Origin of the sequence: Pedobacter sp. SYSU D00535 (genome assembly GCF_017355855.1) — a bacterium.
Taxonomy (GTDB): Bacteria; Bacteroidota; Bacteroidia; order Sphingobacteriales; family Sphingobacteriaceae; genus Desertivirga.
The window spans coordinates 1,015,378-1,036,495 of record NZ_JAFEWD010000001.1 but is presented as its reverse complement, the minus strand read 5'-3'; the positions used below and the strand labels follow the sequence as shown (position 1 = coordinate 1,036,495).

At 47.6% G+C, this 21,118-nt stretch carries 17 protein-coding genes; 5 read left to right on the top strand and 12 right to left on the bottom strand.

From position 1 onward, the window contains the following. Positions 1-237: 237 nt before the first annotated feature. From J4N23_RS04240 to J4N23_RS04230, 3 genes are read left to right on the top strand one after another with little or no spacing between them, the layout of a single operon-like run. Positions 238-876 (top strand): (2Fe-2S)-binding protein, encoded by a 639-nt coding sequence (locus tag J4N23_RS04240; protein ID WP_207425750.1) that lies wholly within the window; start codon positions 238-240, stop codon positions 874-876. Next, entirely contained in the window at positions 873-1,856 is a 984-nt protein-coding gene (locus J4N23_RS04235) for a xanthine dehydrogenase family protein subunit M (RefSeq protein ID WP_207425749.1), read from the top strand. Before J4N23_RS04240 ends, J4N23_RS04235 begins: the two co-directional genes overlap by 4 nt. A 16-nt stretch (positions 1,857-1,872) precedes the next feature. After that, on the top strand, positions 1,873-4,110 hold the full coding sequence (locus J4N23_RS04230) for a xanthine dehydrogenase family protein molybdopterin-binding subunit (protein ID WP_207425748.1): 2,238 nt from the start codon (positions 1,873-1,875) through the stop codon (positions 4,108-4,110). A 187-nt stretch (positions 4,111-4,297) separates the two neighbouring features. On the opposite strand, the gene J4N23_RS04225 is transcribed toward J4N23_RS04230, so the two are convergent. The 9 genes from J4N23_RS04225 to J4N23_RS04185 form a co-directional block, all read right to left on the bottom strand. Then, positions 4,298-5,224 carry a sugar phosphate isomerase/epimerase gene (locus J4N23_RS04225; RefSeq protein WP_207425747.1) on the bottom strand — a complete coding sequence of 309 codons (927 nt, stop codon included), beginning with the start codon at positions 5,222-5,224 and terminating at the stop codon, positions 4,298-4,300. 72 nt (positions 5,225-5,296) lie between these two features. After that, the gene (locus J4N23_RS04220) at positions 5,297-6,334 is read right to left on the bottom strand and encodes an SGNH/GDSL hydrolase family protein (protein WP_207425746.1); all 1,038 of its coding nucleotides are present in this window, start codon (positions 6,332-6,334) and stop codon (positions 5,297-5,299) included. Positions 6,335-6,387: 53 nt separating this feature from the next. Beyond that, positions 6,388-7,161, bottom strand: coding sequence for a sialate O-acetylesterase (locus tag J4N23_RS04215; protein ID WP_207425745.1), 774 nt, complete (start codon positions 7,159-7,161; stop codon positions 6,388-6,390). Next, entirely contained in the window at positions 7,158-8,105 is a 948-nt protein-coding gene (locus J4N23_RS04210; RefSeq protein WP_207425744.1) for a glycerophosphodiester phosphodiesterase family protein, read from the bottom strand. The genes J4N23_RS04215 and J4N23_RS04210 overlap by 4 nt, the downstream gene beginning before the upstream one ends. Positions 8,106-8,109: 4 nt before the next feature. Then, the gene (locus J4N23_RS04205) at positions 8,110-9,033 is read right to left on the bottom strand and encodes a glycerophosphodiester phosphodiesterase family protein (RefSeq protein ID WP_207425743.1); all 924 of its coding nucleotides are present in this window, start codon (positions 9,031-9,033) and stop codon (positions 8,110-8,112) included. Beyond that, positions 9,033-9,989, bottom strand: a complete 957-nt coding sequence (locus J4N23_RS04200) for a DUF5017 domain-containing protein (RefSeq protein WP_207425742.1) — start codon at positions 9,987-9,989, stop codon at positions 9,033-9,035. The genes J4N23_RS04205 and J4N23_RS04200 overlap by 1 nt, the downstream gene beginning before the upstream one ends. 10 nt (positions 9,990-9,999) lie before the next feature. Next, positions 10,000-11,592: a RagB/SusD family nutrient uptake outer membrane protein gene (locus tag J4N23_RS04195; RefSeq protein ID WP_207425741.1), complete on the bottom strand. Its 1,593-nt coding sequence runs from the start codon at positions 11,590-11,592 to the stop codon at positions 10,000-10,002. A gap of 13 nt (positions 11,593-11,605) precedes the next feature. Then, entirely contained in the window at positions 11,606-15,094 is a 3,489-nt protein-coding gene (locus J4N23_RS04190; protein WP_242689067.1) for a TonB-dependent receptor, read from the bottom strand. A gap of 217 nt (positions 15,095-15,311) precedes the next feature. Then, on the bottom strand, positions 15,312-16,295 hold the full coding sequence (locus J4N23_RS04185; RefSeq protein ID WP_207425740.1) for a FecR family protein: 984 nt from the start codon (positions 16,293-16,295) through the stop codon (positions 15,312-15,314). A gap of 243 nt (positions 16,296-16,538) precedes the next feature. Between J4N23_RS04185 and J4N23_RS04180 the strand changes: the two genes are divergently transcribed. Beyond that, positions 16,539-17,144 carry an RNA polymerase sigma factor gene (locus J4N23_RS04180; protein ID WP_207425739.1) on the top strand — a complete coding sequence of 202 codons (606 nt, stop codon included), beginning with the start codon at positions 16,539-16,541 and terminating at the stop codon, positions 17,142-17,144. A 311-nt stretch (positions 17,145-17,455) separates the two neighbouring features. Here the strand turns inward: J4N23_RS04180 and J4N23_RS04175 are convergent, their stop codons facing one another. The 3 genes from J4N23_RS04175 to J4N23_RS04165 form a co-directional block, all read right to left on the bottom strand. Then, on the bottom strand, positions 17,456-18,697 hold the full coding sequence (locus J4N23_RS04175; RefSeq protein WP_207425738.1) for a PQQ-dependent sugar dehydrogenase: 1,242 nt from the start codon (positions 18,695-18,697) through the stop codon (positions 17,456-17,458). A 200-nt stretch (positions 18,698-18,897) separates the two neighbouring features. Further along, positions 18,898-19,503, bottom strand: coding sequence for a hypothetical protein (locus tag J4N23_RS04170; RefSeq protein ID WP_207425737.1), 606 nt, complete (start codon positions 19,501-19,503; stop codon positions 18,898-18,900). Positions 19,504-19,729: 226 nt separating this feature from the next. Further along, positions 19,730-19,969 (bottom strand): hypothetical protein, encoded by a 240-nt coding sequence (locus tag J4N23_RS04165; protein WP_207425736.1) that lies wholly within the window; start codon positions 19,967-19,969, stop codon positions 19,730-19,732. Positions 19,970-20,297: 328 nt separating this feature from the next. Here J4N23_RS04165 and J4N23_RS04160 point away from each other — a divergent pair, with 328 nt between their 5' ends. Next, on the top strand, positions 20,298-20,678 hold the full coding sequence (locus J4N23_RS04160) for a hypothetical protein (RefSeq protein WP_207425735.1): 381 nt from the start codon (positions 20,298-20,300) through the stop codon (positions 20,676-20,678). Positions 20,679-21,118: the final 440 nt, after the last annotated feature.

Here is a 21,118-nt window from a genome sequence, read left to right as displayed (position 1 = left end):
GGCAGTAATCGGTTATACCACTAATGTAGAGATTAGTATTTGAAAGAACAAGACTAATTGAGCCTGTGGCGTTCAAAAAAACTCCGGTATTCTATTCATCCGAAGAGATTGTTGGAACCCCAAGACCACCTAGCCGAAAACACGATCTAATTGCAAATACTATAAACAAAGGAACCGCTTTGGCCTTTTATCAAGTGGAACATTCTTTTATCTACATCCAGCATTTAACTAATTATCATGTCTAAAATAAATTCCCGGGATCAGCAAAGCGGCGAATCTAAATCTGATAGCCGGCGAGATTTTTTAAAGCAGTCGGCAGTTCTTACCGGAGCAGTACTAACACCTTCTATTGCCTTAAAGGCTGCAGAAGCGCAGTGGGATGAAAAATTAGCAGAGGCTCTGGAGAAAATCCCGCTGAAGTTAGAAGTAAACGGGGTTAGTAAAAGTTTGATGGTAGAACCAAGGGTAACGCTCCTGGACCTTCTTCGAGAGCAGCTGAATCTTACGGGAACAAAAAAAGGCTGCGACTATGGTCAGTGCGGTGCTTGTACGGTCCACGTCAATGGTACCCGTGTCCTCTCATGCCTTACCCTGGCCGTAATGCAGGATGGCAGGAAAGTGACTACCATTGAAGGCCTGGCGGAGGGAGATCAACTACATCCGATGCAGGAAGCATTTCTGAAGCATGATGGATTTCAGTGTGGCTATTGTACTCCTGGTCAGATCATGTCGGCAATAGCCTGTATTCGTGAGGGCCATGCAGATTCAGAAGAGGAGATCAGGGAGTACATGAGCGGAAATATTTGTCGCTGCGGCGCCTATCCTAATATCGTAAATGCGATTGTGGAAGTGAAGAAGGGAGGAAAAAAGGTATGATCCAATTTCAATATACCCGGGCCACGGCCGCAAAGGCTGCTCTTGATGCCATTTCAAGGGATAAAACGGCTATGTTTATTGCAGGAGGAACAAACCTGGTCGACCTGATGAAACGTGGCATTGTAAGCCCTGAACGTCTGATAGATATCTCCAGATTACCTCTTACAGATATCACTACGGAGGGTAAATCACTGAAGATCGGCTCGCTGGCTCTAAACAGCACCGTGGCCGAAAATAAGACCGTACAGCAAAAACAACCGCTGTTGGTGCAGGCGCTTAACGCCGGCGCTTCTGCCCAAATAAGAAATATGGCTACCGTAGGGGGCAACATGCTCCAGCGCACTCGTTGCCACTACTTTTATGATACTGCTTTGCCCTGTAATAAAAGAGAGCCAGGAAGCGGCTGCGGTGCGCTGGAAGGCTTTAACCGGATGCATGCCATTTTCGGCTTTAGCGAAAAATGTATTGCAGTGCATCCGAGTGATATGAGCGTGGCCCTTGTCGCGCTTGACGCAACAGTGGTGGTGGACGGGCCTAAAGGACAAAGGCGCATCCCATTTATAGATTTTCATCGCTTGCCTGGAGACCGACCAGAGATCGATACCAACCTCCTACCGGGGGAACTGATACTTGGGGTAGAAATCCCGGATAACCGTTTCGCAAAAAATGTCCATTACCTCAAAGTTCGTGATCGAGCCTCTTATGCTTTTGCTCTGGTATCGGTTGCTGCGGCTTTGCAGATAGAAAAAAAAGTGATTCGGGATGCCCGGCTCGCTCTTGGTGGCGTAGCCCATAAGCCCTGGCGTTTATCGGAGGCGGAGCGGGCCCTGGTTGGAAAACCAGTCTCTGAATCTACTTTTAGAGAGGTGGCGCAACTGGCGATGAAAGGCGCAAAAGGGTTCAAATACAATGAATATAAGTTGAAGCTCACCCCGAATGCTATTATTCAGGCTTTGAAAGTTGCATCAAAATTGGTTTAAGCTATCAGACATTTCCATGAAGTTTTTTGATAAAGTTATAGGAGATCCGATGAACCGGGTCGACGGGAAACTGAAGGTAACAGGAGCTGCACGTTATTCCGCCGAATACCAGTTGCCCAATCTCAGCTATGGAGTAGTTGTATCGAGTACGATTGCCAAAGGGAGAATACGTTCGATAGATTCCCGGGCTGCTCTTCGTGCTCCGGGAGTAATTGCCGTGATTTCTCATGAAAACGCGATTAAAGTTCCTGGTTGGGCAGATAATGAGCACCCAACAGAACCACCTACCGGTGGCAGACCCTTGCGGGCTTTTTACAACAACCGGGTTTACTCCAACGGGCAACCTATAGCGATTGTGGTAGCTGATACCTACGAGCGTGCCCGCCATGCAGCGATGCTTGTCAAAGCCGAATACGAGGAAGAGAAACACGAAACCAACTTCGAGAAGAACAAAGGAAAAGCTGTTGTCCCTGCTGTTGTGAAGAAAAATCCGAAATCAGGTTTAGCGGACTATGAACGCGGCAAAGCGGATGCCTATAAAACTGCATCTGTCCGGCTTGAGGCCGAGTACGTACATCCCTCGGAAGTGCATAATCCCATGGAATTACAGGCAATAACGGCCTATTGGGAAGCGGATGACAAGCTGATTGTTTATGACAAGGTGCAGGGAACCAAGCCGACACAACAGGCTTTTGCTAACGAATGGAAAATCCCCGTCCAGAATGTGCGCGTGATTTCAGAGTTTGTAGGCGGAGCTTTCGGAAATGGCCTGCATAACTGGCCGCACGAAACAGCAGCTATTATTGCCGCAAAAATGGTGAAACGCCCGGTAAAGGTCATGCTCACCCGCGAACAGATGTTCTTTATGGTAGGCTATCGTCCCTATACCTGGCAAAAGATCGGTATTGGAGCAGATAAAGATGGCAGGCTGACAGGCATTTATCACGAAGCCATAGGGCAGACATCGTCGTATGAAGAATTCACGGAGTCAACGTTGCAGCAAAGCAAAATGATGTACACGAGTCCGAATATCGGTACTAAATACCGGCTTCTGCCTTTAGACGTGAGCACCCCGATCTGGATGCGCGGACCAGGTGAAGCCACCGGAGCTTTTGCTTTGGAGTCGGCCATAGATGAACTCGCTTTTGCTTTAAACATCGATCCTGTGCAACTGCGTCTGATGAACCATACGGATACAGATCCCGAAAAAAATCTACCCTGGTCTACCAAATACCTGAAGGAGTGTATACAGGTGGGAGCCGAGAAAATAGGCTGGAGCAAACGCTCATTGAAACCGGGCGGTGTTCGCTCCGGGGAATGGCTGGTCGGTTACGGCATGGGAGTTGGAACGTTTGGAGCACATCGCGGCGCTGCAGCTGTACGGGCCAAGTTACTGGCTAACGGTTCGGTCGTTTTTCAAAGTGCAGTAACCGACATCGGGCCGGGGACAGGTACTGCCATGGTGCAGATCGCATCAGAACATCTGGGTATAAGTCCCGAAAAGATCACCTTCCAGTTGGGGAATTCTGATTTTCCCCAGGCGCCTAACCAGGGAGGGTCTGCTACGGTGGCCACGGTAGGTTCGGCAGTGGTGGCAACCTGCCAGGCAATGAAAGAACGGCTGTTGGAGATGGCTCCTTCAGCAGATAAACGTTTTGCCAATCTGAAATTGGAGGATGTCACTTTCGATAAAGCCCATCTTTCTATCACCCGCTCGCCGTCAGTAAAAGTGGCTTACACCGAACTTCTGAAGAAGCAGAATTTGACAGAACTGGATGTGCTGCAGGATTCGAAACCCAGCCAGGAGGCATCCAAATACTCCAGATACTCCTTTTCAGTCCATTTTGCAGAAGTACATGTACATCCTATGACAGGCCAGGTCCGCGTGAAAAAGGTAGTAAGCTGCGCCGATGCGGGAACGATCGTCAACAAGAAAACAGCAGCCAATCAAATGATCGGTGGTGTTACCGGAGGAATCGGAATGGCCCTTCAGGAGGATGCCGTCATGGATCACCGCTTCGGGCGATATGTTACTAAAGATCTGGCAGATTACCACGTTCCCGTACACGCAGATGTGCCGCCGGTAGAGGTCTATTTTGTAGACAAACCGGACTATATTGTCGATCCCATGGGTACGAAAGGCTTGGGTGAAATTGCGATCATAGGAGTTGCCCCGGCAATCACCAATGCCATATTTAACGCTACTGGCAAGCGCATACGTGAGCTTCCTGTGACTCCCGATAAGTTGATTTAACATTATCGCGGCGGCAGTAAGTGACAGAAGGAGGGAGGAGGACAGCAGGCTTACCATCGTGGGTACCTTAGAGGAAAGATGGAGACATGTTCTGCCTCCTGATATCGCTCCTCCTCCTGAACTTGTTCAGATCCTCAACTTAGGCCCGGTTGTTTTGAAATGGTCCGGGCTCATCGTCGTTTTTACCCTAGCCCTGCGCCCCGAAGGCATTTTGATAAAGAGTATCGTAACATTCTTTAAGCTCTTTTTCGTCCTTGAATTTGCTTTCGTAGATGAAAGGCCCTCTATACCCCACTTTATCTAAAGCTCGAAGGATCTCATTCCAGTTGTTTTGTCCCTTGCCGGAACACGGAAGCCAGTGGTTTTCCTGCTTTCCTGTGCCGTCGGCAATATGAACAGATCGCATGCGTTTTCCCATGGCAAGGATCAGCTTCTCAGGATATTTAATATGGTTCATGTCCACCGCCGAGTAAATATTCGTTGGTAGGCGACCCATGATCTCCACCGTTTCGTCTACTGTGCGACACAGTGGCCTTTCTCTCAAAGAATCCAGCTTGAGATCAAATCCAAGCATGTTTTCCACCACCATGATTGCTCCGCTTTTTCTTACTTTTTTGTTGAGCTCAACAGCCGAGCGAATCATCTGCTGTTTGCGGGTTTCGCGCTCATTTAAACCCAGGTACCAGCTGGGATGGAAAAGGATGACCCGGGGCTTCAAAACACGCAGATACTCGATAAGTTTAGAATGCATGGCCACTACCTGCTCCCGTTCCGATTCCTGCGTTAGCGAGATGTCGATGTGTTTTCCAAAGGGCATATGGATAGACCAAATCTCTATCCCGGCATCGTCAGCAGCCTTCTTTGCCTTTTTCAATGTTTCAAGAATTTCAGCCTCTGAGAACTTAAACTTTCTGGTATTGTGGTCGATAAGATAACCAAGCGAAAGTTCCAGCGACTCTAACCCGACCGATCTGACGTATTTCATCTTCTCCGAAGTAACTTCATTCGCGGGCAATGTATACCCCACCTTTAGGGGCTTTGGCTTTTTCGTCTGGCCCTGCGAGAGCAGAGCCGCCGTTAGCAGAATAGTGAATATTAATATTATTTTTTTCATATAAATCTTATTTAAGCTTAGATAACCATGCAAAGACCAAAAAAAGCATAGCTCCGATTGAACCCGGCAGTACTACAGAGCACGTTTTAACTGCTTCATGATCGTCTCGGCAATACGTGTGAAACCAAGATCGCTAAGATGAGTGCCGTCTACAGTCGCTTCATGATCGTTTCCTATGAGATCTTTCGACTCGATGTAATACAAATTGCGCGAATTTTCTTTCTTAAGCTTATTATAAGCATTCCTGAATTCGAGGTTCTGTTGCCGTGTTCTTTCTCCCAGGACACTATCCCAGTTGCCGGTCTCTCTGAAAATACTTTCCACCATAATGACAGGCACGTTGGGTTTGAGGGCTCTTAATCGCTGAATAAAAACAAAGGCTCGTTCTTTTATTTCTGAAGGAAGAGGATTGGGGACGCAATCAAGCACATAGGCGTCTGCAGGGATGTTTGCCAAAATGTCTACTACTTCTGGTTCCATCTTTCCGCTTCCGCTGAAGCCCAGGTTAATCATTTCTATTCCGGTTTTGCGGGATAGGATAGAGGGATAAGCCATACCGGGCCGCGAGGCAGAGGCACCCTGGGTAATGCTTGAGCCGTAGATCACTACCCTTTTTTGCTTCCCTGCATTTGGCGATGGCTTTTCCAGTGTCGCTTCGGGATTAACCCCCACCCTCAGCTGAGTGATCTCCGAATACAGGGGCAAATACAATTTATAATCCCTGAGTTCGCCATCGAGGTTCTTTACCAGCAACACCGAATTGTCTGCAGCCGTAGGTCGGGCGGAGGCAACGTATTGCCAGCTTCCGTTCTTCATTCCATACAGATCGAGTCCGTTGATCACAAGGGGAGTCATGTTCCAGGATTGTACAAACTTTGCCAGACGCCATTCCAGTTTTAAGCCCGCTGAATTTCGGGCCAGCTCCCGCACCCTTTTCGGAAGCGAAAGGCATTCCCCTGAATCGAGCCTGTGATAATTGAGGGCTGAATTGTATACCCTGCCGCTCAATTCCAACTCGTGCCCATCCTTGAATTTGAAATTAGTAGCATCCTGCGCGTAGGACTTACCGAGCAGGAATAATGAAATAGAAAGAGTGATTAAATATCGCATAATATGGTGCTGCTTTTCCTGCTAATTTGTTAGAGTGTTTGAACTTGGGAGCCTCACTGTTTGCTTTCTAGTAGTCGCAGCATGCCGGCTGCAAAGCGCTGTCCATATGCTTCCGCCGAGGGACTGTCGAAATGGGTACTGTCTCCTTTATGTGTTAAATTTTCTGATGTAACGAGCGCGGTAAACCGAATGGCAGCGGGTACCTTTTGAAGTTCTCTGTTGATCAACTGGTACTTATCCCGGTATCTTCCCAGCTCACCCACTACAAAAGGAAGATGTTTATTTCCTGATTCCTTCCTGATGCGCCTGACCAAAGTAGAAAGCTTATTGACATAGGTTGCTGCTGCTCTTTCGCGGCTATCAGACTCTCCCTGCAGCCAAAGCGCCCCGGTGACAGGGGCCTTTTTACGGGCCTGTTTGATCCTCAGTACTGCATCATCATAAGGATGCGTGTCTGTCGCCTCGTCGTAAGCTCCGGGCTCCCAACGCGCGATAGAAGTGCCACCAACAGCACAAGGGACCAGGAATATGGTATCCTCAGGGTAAGCTTCGGCCATGGCCACAGCGAATGCGAGTCCCGGCCCCACACCGGCCGATTTCGGCTTATCAAAATGCAGGGGATGTGCAGCAGGAACCCATTGCTTCTCTCTATTGAGCATCAGCACCCGTGGATGCGTTTTATACTGGTGGCCGCTTAGCTTCCCTCTGCCTGCCATGTTCGACTGCCCCAGCAGCAAATAGACCTGCTTCTTTCCCTCTTGCCCTGACAGCTTCCAGGAAACCAGTGCAGCAGCTAAAAGGAGTAATCCGGCGATGGGCCAGCTCATCGTCTCCCTCCATTCTGTTTTTCTGCATTTACCTTGCCGTTGTTTATTTTCCTGAGATAGTTTACCAGCTGAAAGGGACGGTCCGTTTGAATAACATCGGCATCTTTCTTCACCAGCCAGCCCCAGCTTTCATCAGGCTTACTTTCGTCTACCGCTTTATCGTCATGGTGACCTCCCGATAGTTCGGGCCAGATGCTGTTGTACCATACGCCGTTGCCCTCTTTCTTAAGCGCCGGCACCATATTTAAAAGCGGATGGGTATCATTGCTAAAATCTAATTGATAGATTACGCGCTTCTTCGAGCGGTAGCTTGCCATGGCAGCAGATGCGGCCTGCTCGTCCCTGAAGTCGATAACCGGCATGATTAGCAGATCCTGTGGAAGGTTAGGATGCTTCGCCTTCACACTGTCAAGGGGCAAGTTCTTGTTTATACTCAGGATAGCCTGATCCATAGTGCCGGTTTTCTGCAAAACCTCAACAACATCATCCAGATATTGGTAACCCTTATCAATATTGATAATGATCTTGTCTTTTGCTGCGAGCATAAGCTCTTCGAACGTTGGAATACGGTGGTGAGTAGCGTGACCTGTTCCGTTTCTTACCGGGAAGCTTTTGAGCTCCGCCAGGGTATAATCTCCTGGTTTTCCTTTGGCTTTTACCGTACGGTCCAGGGTTTTGTCGTGCATCAGGATCAAATGACCGTCTTTTGACTTGCCCAGGTCGACCTCCATGATATCCACCCCCATTTCAATACTGTTATATAGAGCCTGAAGGGTGTTTTCAGGTGCGTTTCGCCAGTCGCCGCGGTGCGCGCAAGTCAGCACAGCATTGTTCTCCGGCTTAAAGATTCCCTCTATTTTAGCCCGGACTGCAGTCTTTGATTGAGCCTGGACAAGTTGTAAAATTCCCAGCCCGAGGAGGACGGTTGCAATTAATTTCTTCATCTTTTCAGTCCTTTTGATTTTTGCTTTTATATTTCTTTAGATAGGCCAGCAATTGTTGGGGATAATCTGTTTCAATGATGGTAACTCCCTTCTCGATCAGCTTTCCCCAGCCCTTATCGGGGGCGGTCAGGGAGATCTTATCACCCCAACCACCGCAATAATAATCCCTGCTTGCCATCACCCAAATGTGCTCCCCGGCTTGGTTGAGATCAGTTATCGACTGCACTACTGCGGAGGTACTGTCCTTGAACTTAGCCTGGAATACTACAGGCTTCAGGCTTCGCTGAAAGTTTGCAATTTCTGCGCCTGTCCTTGCTTTTACAGTATCACTGTCTTGTATAGCCGGGAAAAGGTGCAGCAGCCTGGTCAGATCGCCATAGTTTTTGACCGTCTTTTCATAATCCAGTCCTACACGGAAGGATGCCTGCCTGAGTGTTCCTGTACGCTTCAGAACCTCCACGATCTCGTTTCGGATGTTCTCTTCATTGTACTTATCCACTTTGATAAAGACCTTATCCTTCATCAGCATAAGCGCTTCTTCGAGTGTTGGGATAAGGTAAGGAGTTTCGTTTTTATGCTTGTCCCGCAGCCTCAGCAGGCAGATCTCCTGGTAGGTTTTATCCTTTACCAGTCCCGTTCCTGTAGTTGTGCGTTCGAGGGAACGATCATGCATCAGGATCAGCTTACCGTCCCTCGTTTTTCTCACATCTATTTCGACAAAATCTGCTCCTATATTTATTGCCGAGCGGATAGACTCCAGCGAATTTTCGGGAAAATTGTGCCAGTCGCCACCCCGGTGGCAGGCCACCAGAACCTGCTTCGATGCCTTGCTGCGCCGGATAGACTCGATATCTGAACGTTTTTGTGCGGGAACCAGCAAGGGGAGCAGGAGGGCGCAGAGAGATAGGATATTTTTTAAACTGACCATTAGGGGATCGTTAAATCAAGTTCTTTCACAATTGTCTTTTCATTTTCAATGTTTACGTTCGAAGCGACGAAAACAACCTTGTACTGGCCGGAAGTCGGGTACTGATAGGTGAATGTAGTCAGCGGAGCATCGCCACGCCCTTTGATTGCGATTGGGCGGTCAGGGCCTAAATCAGTTTCCCCGCCCACCTCAATTGCCGGGGAAATTGCCCAGTCTTCCGTTGGCTCAGGGAAATTCTTTGAGGTGTTATTCCCTCTGAGAATGAGCTGAGAGGTGTTGGTCGCGGAGCGGCCACTTTCGAAGGGCCCTTTGTGATAGAGTGTCCAGGGGGTGGTCGCCTGGCTAGCAACAACGGTGCTGGCCAGGTCGGTCACCAACCTGACAGCAAAATCGCGGATACGCCATTGAACATGCCTTCTTGCCGTGGTTTGAGGCGGTGTTAAGTACCGGAATGCGATGAAAAGCGGTTTGCCTTCAACAGCATAGCTGCGCAGATCAACCGTGCCCGCGGCCAGGAAATTATCATGGGTTACTACCGGCGATAAGGTAAAGCTGGAACTTATATCGGTCCAGGTTGCCGCTGCAATATCTGCTTCTTCATATTTTCCTGAAAAATCGGTGGATACAAGTACTGCCAGCTGGTTCGGGATGGCAATAGTCCCTGAGTTCAATTTTGCATTGGTGGAGAAGGACATATTCAGTGCCTTCGTCGACACTGTTCGCCCTTCCCGGTAGGCATAATCGCGCAATACTTCTCCTGAGTAAAAGGAGATTAATTCGGCACTTCCGGCAAGATGGAAGGTCACCTTCTTCACCGGCTGCCCGGTTTCATCCGTGTCGTCCTTAATACTTGTTCCAGTAATATCAAATACAGGAGTATCGATCTCGAGGGATTTATCACAGCCGCTTACAAATATGATGGCAAGCAGCATCAAAAGTTTTTTTAATGTCTTCATTACAGTTTAATTACCATCCGGAATTTTGTTCTAGAGCTTTATTTACTGACATCTCCCGGGTTGGGATAGGCCATAGCAGATGTTTGGGTGCCACCAATTTTAATGAGGATACTATGTTTCTTGTAGTGCTGGAGATACCTGAAGCTGTTTCATATTCATTGGCTAGCGCTTTCATTGCGAAAACATAGTCTCCCCACCGGATCAGGTCGTTCCTCCTTAAACTTTCAAAACAAAGTTCCCGTGAGCGCTCATCCTTGATCAGCTCAAGAAAGGCAGCTTTGCCGGCAGTATGTTCGGGGAGCAGATCGGCCTCTGCGCTTGCGGCATTCACATTTTTGCCGTAGGCGCGACGCCTCACCATATTCACAGCTTTTATTGCATCGGCTGTCGGCGCTCCGTTCACTTCATTATCTGCTTCCGCAAACATCAGCAGCACATCTGCATACCGAAGTAAGGGATAGTTGATGGGAGTATATCCCTTCGACTTTGGCAGGACCACCTCATATTCTCTTCTGTATTTGCCTGCATACCGCTCATGAATGGCAGTGCTGGCATAGGGAACCTTTATGTCGGAGTCTGTAGGAATGTATTCGAAGGGAGCTATTGCCCAGTCGCGTCTCAGGTCGCCTTCCTCATATAAGCGGTAAAGCCTGGCTGCGGCTCGCACGTTGGCATTACTGTTTCCAATCTTATCGCCGGTATTACGGATACCAATGTAGTTGCCTACCAGGCCCGCCTGCCGCGGCCTGTCGGTACGATTTCCCGAGAACTCTACCTCCCAGATGCTTTCTTTAATATTGTATTTATCTGCCGCATAATTGATAAAGATCTGCTGAAATGAAGGATCGAGCGCATGCTCTTTTGAGTCGATCACCTTCAGGGCCCACTTCCTGGCCTCCTGAAACCGATCCTTTTTATTGAGCGGATAACCGGCCCAGTAAAGGTTGACCCTGGCAAGTATGCCGGCAACAGCAGATTTATTCACGCGACCGCCGAAACCTACAGCTGTAGCTGTGGGTACCAGTTCGTATGCTTTTTCCATGTCTGCAGTGATCTGCTGGTAAACTTCCGCCGAAGGTGTCCTGGGGATACTGGCATCGAGTGCGGACTTTGTGGACGTCAGGGTTAGAGGCACATCCCCCCAGTTGGATACCAGGATGAAATAATAGTAGGAGCGTAAAAAGAGGGCCTCACCCCGCACTACTTCTTTCTTATCACCAGGCATGTCAGCCTTGTCAAGGTTCTCCAGCAGGGAGTTGGAAAGGTTGATACCCTTGTACAGGATCTGCCATAGACCAGAAAGGTTTGGGGCGCTTGCCGAATATAGGAACTGCCCTACAATGTTTCGCTCCGGACCTTTACGGTAGTAGCCGTCATCTCCTTCTGTACCCATCTGACTGATGTACGAAGCGGCGTAAAAAGGCTCCTCATTGCGGGTATCGGCCATGGTGCTGTAAACTCCTGCTAACGCAGCATTTACCTGTGCTTCATTGTTGAAATAATACTCGGGCGAAAGAGTTCCTTTTGGTTCTGTTTCCAGGAAGTCGCTGCATGAAGTTGTGGCCAGCAGGATCAGCATGGATAGTATGTATTTTGGCTTCATATAATCTTATCTTTTAAAATCCGGCTTTTATTCCAAACACTACCGTTCTTGCATTGGGATAGGCTGAAAAATCGAAACCGGGAGTTAATACCGTGTTGAATATTGATACTTCCGGATCCAGTCCGGAATACTTTGTCCAGGTGAGAAGGTTCTGGGTGGAAACATTAAAATTCAGGGAACCTATGCCGAGCCTTCTCAGAAGGTTTGCAGGAATTGAATATCCGAGAGAAACGCTTTTTAAGCGGAGGTAAGAGCCATCTTCAAGGGTCCGCGATGACATGACCTGTGGTCCGGCGCCACCGGCCCTGAAAAGAGTATTGCTTTGGTTCTCGGGCGTCCAGCGCTCCTGCCAACTGGCAAACTGGTTCATGCTTGGTATATTGGTGATGTTTCCTTCGAAGATCAGCCTGTTTGCATTCATGAGCTTATTGCCATAACTCCACTGCATGAGGACATTGAGGTCGAAACCTTTGAAAGTGATAGTATTTGAAAATCCTCCTGTATGGATAGGGAGGGGGCTTCCTAAAACGGTTTTGTCATTGGCATCAACCACTCCGTCGTTATTCAGGTCTCGGTATTTAATATCCCCGGGGCGTATGGCCGACCGTTGGTCACCATTCGTGGGACGGTCGTTCCGCAAGACATAAATCCCTGCCGAGTTCTGCACGAAATCCTCGTACTGGTACACGCCATCCCAAACCAGACCGTAAAACATTGCTGCTGGTTTTCCTACCTCCGCTATATATAGGGGCTCCTCGGCCATACGGCTCACAAAGGAACTAATGTTTGACAGCAAATGCGTTTCACCTTCGTTCAGGGCCAATATCTTGTTTTTGTTGAAGCTGATATTGAAATTGCTTCGCCAGCTGAAGGATCTTGAGTTTACGTTCACGGTATTCAGTGTCAGTTCCAAACCCTCATTCCTGACCTTGCCGATATTTTTATAGACCCTGTTGTAACCCGTAGTGTAGGGAAGGTTAGCGTTCAGGAGCAGGTCGTTGGTATTCTTTCGATACAGGTCAACGGTAAGACTGATACGGTCTTTGAAAAGCCCGAGATCATAGCCCAGGTCCAGTTGTTCTGTACTCTCCCATTTCAGTTGCCTGTTCCCCAGGCTCGTCAGATTTACGCCGTAGAAGCGCTCGTTATTGAAAGAGTAGCTGGCAAGGTCAGGTAAGTTAAGCTCCGGAAGGTAGGCAAAGTCGCTTACCCGGTTATTTCCGGTAACCCCATAACTGATCCTGAGCTTAGCCTCCGATATTGCCTTTATGCCCCGAAGGAACTTTTCTTTATGCATTCGCCAGGCAAAGGCCCCCGAAGGGAAATATCCCCAGCGGTTTCCGGGGGCAAACTTGGAAGATCCATCAGCACGGACAGTAGCGGTAAGTAGATACTTAGACCTGTAACCATAATCTGCCCTGGCGATATAGGAGGACAGCCGGTTGTAACTTGTGGTAGAAATGGTTTCAAGTGGAGTTCCCTGGTTCAAACCGTTAATCCCCAGCGATTCGTTGGGCACCAGAATGGCCGAAAATCCGTAGGTACTGGTATTGACGCCTTGCAGGGTAAAGCCCCCGAGGAGGTCTACCTTATGCCGGGAATTGAACCGTTTAGACCAGTTAATGGTATTCTCATTTACAAAGTCGAGCCTTTCTCCGTGATCCACAGAGCCGTTGACTCCGGAAATATTATTAGCGCGAAGCGGAGTGCCAGACACGGTTTGGCTGTTGTAGAAAGCGTCGTTCCTGCTAAAGAGGCCATTCAATCCGCCCGAAACTTTCAGGTGGAGGTTCTTCGTGATATCATAAGTGAGGAAAGCATTTCCGATAATATTATTTAGCTTTCTCTCCCTTAATGTATTTTGTGCAGAGATTACCGGGTTTATACGAAAATCAACTGTTTCATCAATCCCCTGGTCCAACAATTGTTCCTCGTAAGCCGCAGTGTTTCCACTAACCGGACGATAGGCCCATGTTGAATATAGCAGGTAGCCACTGATGGTGGTAGATGAAGTAGCGGAGGTACGCCCCACCAGCTGTCCGAAGGTAAGCTGGTTGCTGTAGTTCACATTAATGCCTGCTTTAAACTTGTCGGAGATGGTCTGATCAAGGGAGACACGCGCTTGGTAGCGCTTGTATCCGGTGTTTACCACAACTCCTTTAGAGTCGAAGAAAGATCCGGAGATGGAATATTTAGTTTGCCTGGTACCGCCTCTGAGGGCCAGATTGTGTATTTGCGTGGCACCGGAGTTGAACAGCTTGTCCTGCCAGTCGACACCTTTCAGGGTTCTGTACGACTCAAGGTCCTGCCCGTTGGCAAAATATCCCAGCTCTACACCAGCATTGGGGTTTCGCTCGAGCTCATATTTAACAAACTCATAAGGACTCAACATGTCCATTGTCTTTGTTATTTCATTAAATCCGAGAGAAGAACTGTAGGAGAACCTCGGTTTTCCTTCTTTCCCTTTTTTCGTGGTGATAACAATGACACCATTTGCTCCTCTGGCTCCATATATTGCTGTGGCAGAAGCGTCCTTCAGGATAGTTAAGGTTTCTATGTCCTCCGGATTAAAGGATGCGGTTTGAGGCCCCTCAATTGGGAATCCGTCGATTACATACAAAGGAGAATTGCTCTGCGTAAGGGAATTTGCCCCCCGGATCTGAATGTTCATTGCTCCGCCCGGCTGGCCATCTTCATTCACGGATACCTGAACACCAGCCACCCTTCCAGCAAGGGCCTGGTCGACCGAAGCTACGGGAGCTTTAGTAAGCTCGGCGAGATTGACCTGCGAGACAGATCCCGTCAGATCTTCTTTTCTGACCGAACCATATCCGATGACAACTACCTCACTCAGCAGGTTCTGATCTTCTTTGAGGACTACGTTTACCTGTTCCTGGTCTTTAACCCCTACTTCGGCTGTTTCAAATCCCACGTAAGTGAAAACCAGGACTGCCTGTTCATCAGGCACCATGATGGAGTATCTCCCGTCTGTTCCTGTTACTGCAAAAGCTTTCCCATCTTTCACTTTCACACTAACTCCCGGTAGAGCCAGGCCTTTGGTATCGCTGACTATACCGCTGACACGTCTGTCTTTTTGCAAGTCATTTTTTTGAGCTACTCTAAGTACCACCACTATCGTATTAGCCCTGATAGAAAAAGTCAGATCGGTTCCCTTCAGGGCTTCGGTCAACATCTCATTTGCCGTACCTGTATACTTGTTCAGACGAACCCGGGGATAGCGGTTGACGTGCTCGGAAGGATAAGCAAGCTGCAGGCTCGATTGTCTTCCAATCTCGCTAAGGATTGCTTTGAGGCTTTGATCTTTAACCTCAAGGACAATCTTGTCTTTCTGAAAGTTAGCTGCACTGGCCCTGACCGGGTAAGACTGAATAATTAGCAGCAGGATAAGGATTGCGGAGCTCAGCTTTAGAAAAAAATCTTTATTTTTTCCAATACAGCGTTTATATGCCGCATGATTTCCCTTTGCACAGGAATTTTGCATAATTTTGTCTATTAATAATTGAATTGATAATAGAACTCCTCGGACGCTTCCCCAAGCAGAGGAGTTTTTTCATGAAAGTCTAATTTGTTTTTCTAAGGGCAGGAAGAACCGCCAGTGACTTTCACCCCCGGTTTGTGACCTTCTGGTCGTCCGGTTTTTCTGTGTTCTCTGGCCTGTTATGGCGACCTGTTCTCTGTCGTCTTCATATAGGATTTGCTCATTTTTGGCGCTCAGCCTTACATCCGTCACCGCTTATCTCCAGATACCCCTCTTTTTCCACGTAACTGGCGCCTCTTGTCATACATAAAATATCAAGTACTTCCTGCAGAGACTCTTCTCCGCTAAAAGATGCTGTTATAGGACATTCGGCAAGTTCAGCCCTGGCAAACCGGATATTCTTTCCGTACCTTCCGGCCAGGTAAGATGCGATATCACCAAACCTTACCTCCTCAAACTGCATGTCTTGCTTCGCCCAAAGTGTTTTTTTCTCCGCATCTACGGCCTCTTTCAGCACTCCCGAAGTATTCTTGTTGTAGGTCACCTGCTTTCCGGCCAAAAGCACCGCTAAGACTTTCGACTTATCTTCTACCTGCACTTTGCCACGCGTTACCGTTACTATGATATCTTTTCTTCCTGGCTCCGCATTGATATTGAAGGCGGTTCCCAAAACCCGTGTCCGGATATTTCCGGTGTGGATGACGAACGGACGACTTACATCCCGTTTGATATCAAAGTAGCCTTCGCCCACCAGTTCAACTTCCCTGCTTTTAGCGGTAAAGGAAGTAAGGTAGCGGATCTTGCTCCCGGGCTTTAATATCACGGTGCTTCCATCGGGAAGGGTTAAGAATGTGTTTGGTTTTGACCGGGCCGTCAGCGTTGTCTTTTCCGGTGATTTTCTTTGGCTGCTAAAGTACCAGGTTACAGACAAAGTGCAGATCAGTGCGACTGAGGCGGCAATGCGGTATATATACTTGAATGGAAAAGGCTTTATAGGTTTTATTGGAACAAACTGTTCTTTGTCCTGATTTAATTGAGCACGTAAGTCTCTGAGCATGTCTTTAGCCGTAGCTTCATCAGTAAAAGTATGGTCAAGCGGGTAGTCGAGCTTGTTGTACCATTCTTCCAGCTCTTTGATCTCTTCCTGAGAAGCAATTCCGAGCTTTTGTTTCTGAAGAAGTAACGATAGTCTTTTACTGTCCATCCCTGGTATTTTAGGAGTGTATTACCTTGGACAGGCAGCAACCGTTATTTGGAAGTCTCTTTTTTTTTTAAAAAATCGTCCGTCGACTTTATTGATGAATCCTGGAGGCAGCGAGATCAGAGAGCCCTGTAAAACTTAAAATTATATTAACTTGTGCTTAATAAGCCCGCTTCTATATTTGCTCAGCATATTCTGTTGGTGTCTTTCAAAACCAATCAGATATTCACCAGCCCCCGCTCTGTTATGAGAAGAAAGGAGATAAGTACAGATCATTTCACTTCACTGTCCGACGCTCAGCTGATTGCGATGTGGCAAGAGGGGGAAGAAAAGGCTTTTGATGTCTTTTACATCCGTCATGTCCCGAATCTTCTAAGCCTGGCCTCCAGAAAAACGAACAGCCGGGAAGCTGCGAGAGAACTGGTGCAGGATGTGTTTTTTGACCTCTTTAAGCAGAAAGACAGCTTAGATGCCGGCAGAAACATCAGGGCTTACTTGTACGGAGCATTGCGTAACCGCATCTTCAATTACTACCGGGAGGTACTGCGAAAGAAAAAACACGAAGACTTTTTACTCCTGACGAATAACGAAAGTCATAACGAAACCGAGCAGCAGGTGGCATGTAATGAATTAAAGGACTCGCTGCAACAGGGAATCGAAGGTTTGCCGTCTAAATGTCGCGAGGTCTTCGTATTAAGCCGACAGGAACATCTCTCGCATAAGGAAATTGCTGTTCGTCTGAATATTTCTGTCAATACAGTGGAGCAACATATGCGCAAGGCACTTCAAAGGCTCCGCTGCTCTATTCAGCATTATATTATCTGGATTATAGTAGCCAGCCTTACTTTATAAAATTGCTGAGCTGTATCCTCAACTCGTTTTAAATTTTGTTTCAGTTTTTCGTGTAAGCTAATGCTTATTCAAGATGAAAAAGCGCCATCATTCCCGCATGGTGACATCGATCGTCGTCCTTGGCTAGTTTTTTAAACCTTTGCTTGGGTGAAATTGCCATATTTAACGCTACCAGCAAGCGCATTTAGGAGCTTCCTGTAACACCGGATAAGTTGATTTAAGAAGGAAGGGATTGCCGGCATTGTCGCAGTAGCGAATCCCTAAGAAAAAGGGGAAGAAATTGTCTGCATCCGAGATCTTTTATAGCAAGTCTACTGCCTGTCGATTTTATACAATCGACCCTGGTCTGTCACTGCGTACAGTGCACCGTCTGTTCCCTGCGTAATATCCCTGAAGCGTTGGTTCTCCTGCGAAAGCAATCGTTCTTCGCCGGTAACGCGGTTGTTTTCGATGACCAGCCGGGCAATATGTTGTCCGCTTAAAGCACATACGAACAGGTTATTCTCCCACTCAGGTACGCGGTTCCCTTTGTAGAATGTAATTCCACTGGGCGATATTACTGGGTCCCAGTAATAGACCGGCTGCTCCATTCCGTTTTGTTGCTGAATACCATTCCCGATAGTTTGTCCGCTATACTCGATCCCATAAGTAATAGTTGGCCAACCGTAATTAAGGCCTGGCCTTACCCTGTTAATCTCGTCGCCCCCACGTGGGCCATGTTCACTTAACCATAGTTCTCCCGTGGTGGGGTGCAAAACGATACCCTGAGGGTTGCGATGGCCCGTGCTATAAAGCTCAGGTAAAGCACCGCTTCCACTAAAACTGGGGTTTCCCGGGGCAGGCTGCCCATTAGTAGTAATCCGAACAATTTTCCCCAGTGCAGTAGTTACAGATTGCGCCAGGGGGCGGGTAGATAAACTGGAGCGCTCTCCTGTACTTACCAAAAGATTTCCGGTCTGGTCAAAGACGATACGTCCACCATAGTGCAACGTGCTGTTAGCCGGAGGATTTGCACGGTAAATAACAGTGGCTCCTTCTATGCTGCTTCCATTATCCGCAAGCCTTCCTTTGGCTACTGCTGTGACAGTGCCGCCATTAACATTTTCCGCAAAGACCCAATATATCATCCTGTTGCTGCCAAACTGCGGATCGATACAAAGACCCAGCAAGCCACCCTGTCCGGCAGAATTAACCGAAGGAATGCCGGTTATCGCATTTCCCACTGTTCCGCTGGTCGATACAATACGCATGGTTCCCGCTTTTTCCGCGATCAGTAAACGACCATCGGGCAGGCTTGCAATTCCCCACGGAGCATTGAGAGCCGAAGTAATCACATTTCCCCGGTAGGAGGAAGCAGTTTTTACTCCCTTCACCCTTGTCTGGCCCGGAAAAGCCGGAGCGTAGTTAGTGTTGGGGCGATTCGTCTCTACAGGTGCTGAGTCGCCGCCCGGGTCGGTATTACCATTATTTCCACTGTTATTGTTATCGCTTTTCTTGGAACACGCAGTCCAGAAGGATATCAAACAGATGCAGAAAAGGACTATCTTTTTCATCGATTCATTTATTTGTGATGCGGGATGTAGCTGTTAGATGAAACACGCCTTGGTTATTCCGGTTTGTATCTAAGTGACATCGCAGTTGAATATACGCATTTATGCCGATCGTCTTGTTTACTGTTTGATTTTCCCTCTTGTGAATTATTTAGGGCTATCGTATTCCTGTCGGTAAAGTTTAGTAAGCTCGAGAGGCCTCTTCATTGGCCTTTCGGCAAAATCAGCTTATCGGTCCCTGGTAGTTTGAGCCGGGGAGTATTGGTGACTATTCCTTCCATTTGTTTTATCGACAGTGAGTATTCCGGGATGTATTGGAATTCATGCTGTTCAAATGTCTTTGAGCTTGCAATCATGGCCCCTCGGTCGAAACCGAAGCTCTCTGTTATTTTTGATTTTAGCGGCTCATTTATCTCGCCGGCATAGATTCTCCGAAAGAAGGATAGGTCAATAATCGTCCCGCCGCATTCTGCCCAAAAGTGAGAGGACTTCCAGTCGGCGGGATGGACTGGTTTGGAAGCAGGGGGAAGAGGTTTGGTGCAGCGATAGATTACCTGTTGACGAAAAGCTACAGTGCCTGTGAGAATGACTATTTTAAGATTACTGGCCTTCTTCATGAAGAAATGGTACATAGCAGCAATCAGGCAGGAGTCGGTAAGCGTAGGGGCGATATCTTCGGTGAAGCGGTTCGTGAGGAGAACCAGTTTTCTCATTTCCTCTTCATTAAGCTGAAATTGAATAAACCGGTTGATGAACTGCTCTGTGAAATTGTCTCTTAACGTACTTTTTAATAGTAGTTCTCTGCTCAATTCTTCTCCTTTGACCGCTACTATACGAAATTTGAATGGATAGGTTCAGGCAAAAAAACGCTTCTGATGTAGTGTTAACTCAACTTATTGAATGACAGGGAAGATGTTTTTTAGTTTTTTCCTGGGAAAGGGCTGCCCTTTAACTTTAGCAATTTGACCGTCTCTTGGGTAACCAACTCCTGGAAAGAAAGCATATTAGAAGTTTTCAATAGTTATTGATTAGTGCCTAACCGGGGCTTGCCGCATTGCTTTCCAAAACCTCGATGCAAGTTGATTCCAGTTCGGGATGCGGCGAGCCGTATTTGGTTAGAAGGTAGGCTGCCCACCAGTTTAAATGGTACCGGTTCTCCTCAAGGTATTGACTAACCTGCTCATACAAACCTGCGTTGAAGTAGGCTTTAGCAAGGTTCACTAGTCTATGATATTCCTCCTGGTTTAGAATATGACTAGGTGTAGTGGAAGACAAATACAAGATTTTACATAGACAAAGAAAGGAATCCGTTTTTTCCACTCGTATTTTCATCGTTGAGACTATCGTTGCTAGAGGGCGACGGTATTAAAAGTATCTATTGATTATTAGGTAATTGTTTAGTGCGGGTTAAATCTTCGCCACTATCACCAGAATCTGCATCGAGCTACTTATTCTGTAGCGGAAGGGATGTTATGACGGTTTAAGTTCACACAGCTCCAAGAAGGAGCTAGTAGAAAACTGTTAAATTACATAGATGGACTTAACAAAATGATAATATTAATCTAGTCGAAATTTCATGTTAATTTGACTTAAACAACTTGTTATGGGGAAAAAAAGTAAAAAGTTAAAGCGAAAGGTTCAGAAGGCTGTTGGAAAAGAAATATCACTGCAGATTTCAAGTTTTCTGGATGAGATAGCAGAAAAGCTGGGGACAAACTCTAAAAAGACTTCCAGACGGATCACCAAGGTCAGTAGAACGATAGCAGCAAGCCTTGTAGAAAAGATGGATATTGATTTTGTTACTAAGGCCAAGTCGGAAGAATCAATTACCGCTCCCGCGGAGCCGGCCGCTCCGCTAACACCTGTAGAACAAGTGCAACCTACTGGCAAAAACAGGTCTGCAAAGAGTACCGTTGCAGCAAAGACCGGTACCGTCAAAATCGGAAGCCAGCAGACAGCTAAAGTTGCAGAGGCAGAAGTTTGATGTGGTGTGCAGCAGTAGTTTGAAAGACATAGGCGCGGAGAGGTTCGGTTGTTTCATTCCATGAGCTTCGGCGGCGATTCGTTTTATCTCGAGCTTGCGGGAGAGTAGTCCACGGAGCTTCTTTTCATTAAGATCGCCTCGAATAAAAGTTAAGGGCTCGCAATTTCAGTTCCGCGTCGCTTATACTGCCCGGCAGGGCGGCCTGCGTTTCCACTAAGCTTAAGGGTAATATAGATGTTCCTGAGGAGGTCTGTAGGGAATATCTCCATCAGCGACTTCGTGAAACTGATATTCTCCTAATGCTTCATTAAATCGGGCTAAGCTGGCTTCGCGCTCTGCTTTTTCAAGATTCCCGGGTAAAATCTTCGGCTGGTGTAGGTTGCGTAATTAAGTCTGCACGCTCTGCTAGAAGGGAAGTTGATTTCATATTCTCTATCGCG

Bases quoted from the DNA above. Each gene is read 5' to 3' on its own strand.
- J4N23_RS04160 (WP_207425735.1), top strand. From the start codon at position 20,298: ATGGGGAAAAAAAGTAAAAAGTTAAAGCGAAAGGTTCAGAAGGCTGTT.
- J4N23_RS04220 (WP_207425746.1), bottom strand. From the start codon at position 6,334: ATGCGATATTTAATCACTCTTTCTATTTCATTATTCCTGCTCGGTAAG.
- J4N23_RS04175 (WP_207425738.1), bottom strand. From the start codon at position 18,697: ATGAAAAAGATAGTCCTTTTCTGCATCTGTTTGATATCCTTCTGGACT.
- J4N23_RS04235 (WP_207425749.1), top strand. From the start codon at position 873: ATGATCCAATTTCAATATACCCGGGCCACGGCCGCAAAGGCTGCTCTT.
- J4N23_RS04205 (WP_207425743.1), bottom strand. From the start codon at position 9,033: ATGGTCAGTTTAAAAAATATCCTATCTCTCTGCGCCCTCCTGCTCCCC.
- J4N23_RS04215 (WP_207425745.1), bottom strand. From the start codon at position 7,161: ATGAGCTGGCCCATCGCCGGATTACTCCTTTTAGCTGCTGCACTGGTT.
- J4N23_RS04195 (WP_207425741.1), bottom strand. From the start codon at position 11,592: ATGAAGCCAAAATACATACTATCCATGCTGATCCTGCTGGCCACAACT.
- J4N23_RS04240 (WP_207425750.1), top strand. From the start codon at position 238: ATGTCTAAAATAAATTCCCGGGATCAGCAAAGCGGCGAATCTAAATCT.
- J4N23_RS04230 (WP_207425748.1), top strand. From the start codon at position 1,873: ATGAAGTTTTTTGATAAAGTTATAGGAGATCCGATGAACCGGGTCGAC.
- J4N23_RS04225 (WP_207425747.1), bottom strand. From the start codon at position 5,224: ATGAAAAAAATAATATTAATATTCACTATTCTGCTAACGGCGGCTCTG.
- J4N23_RS04200 (WP_207425742.1), bottom strand. From the start codon at position 9,989: ATGAAGACATTAAAAAAACTTTTGATGCTGCTTGCCATCATATTTGTA.
- J4N23_RS04190 (WP_242689067.1), bottom strand. From the start codon at position 15,094: ATGCAAAATTCCTGTGCAAAGGGAAATCATGCGGCATATAAACGCTGT.
- J4N23_RS04185 (WP_207425740.1), bottom strand. From the start codon at position 16,295: ATGGACAGTAAAAGACTATCGTTACTTCTTCAGAAACAAAAGCTCGGA.
- J4N23_RS04180 (WP_207425739.1), top strand. From the start codon at position 16,539: ATGAGAAGAAAGGAGATAAGTACAGATCATTTCACTTCACTGTCCGAC.
- J4N23_RS04210 (WP_207425744.1), bottom strand. From the start codon at position 8,105: ATGAAGAAATTAATTGCAACCGTCCTCCTCGGGCTGGGAATTTTACAA.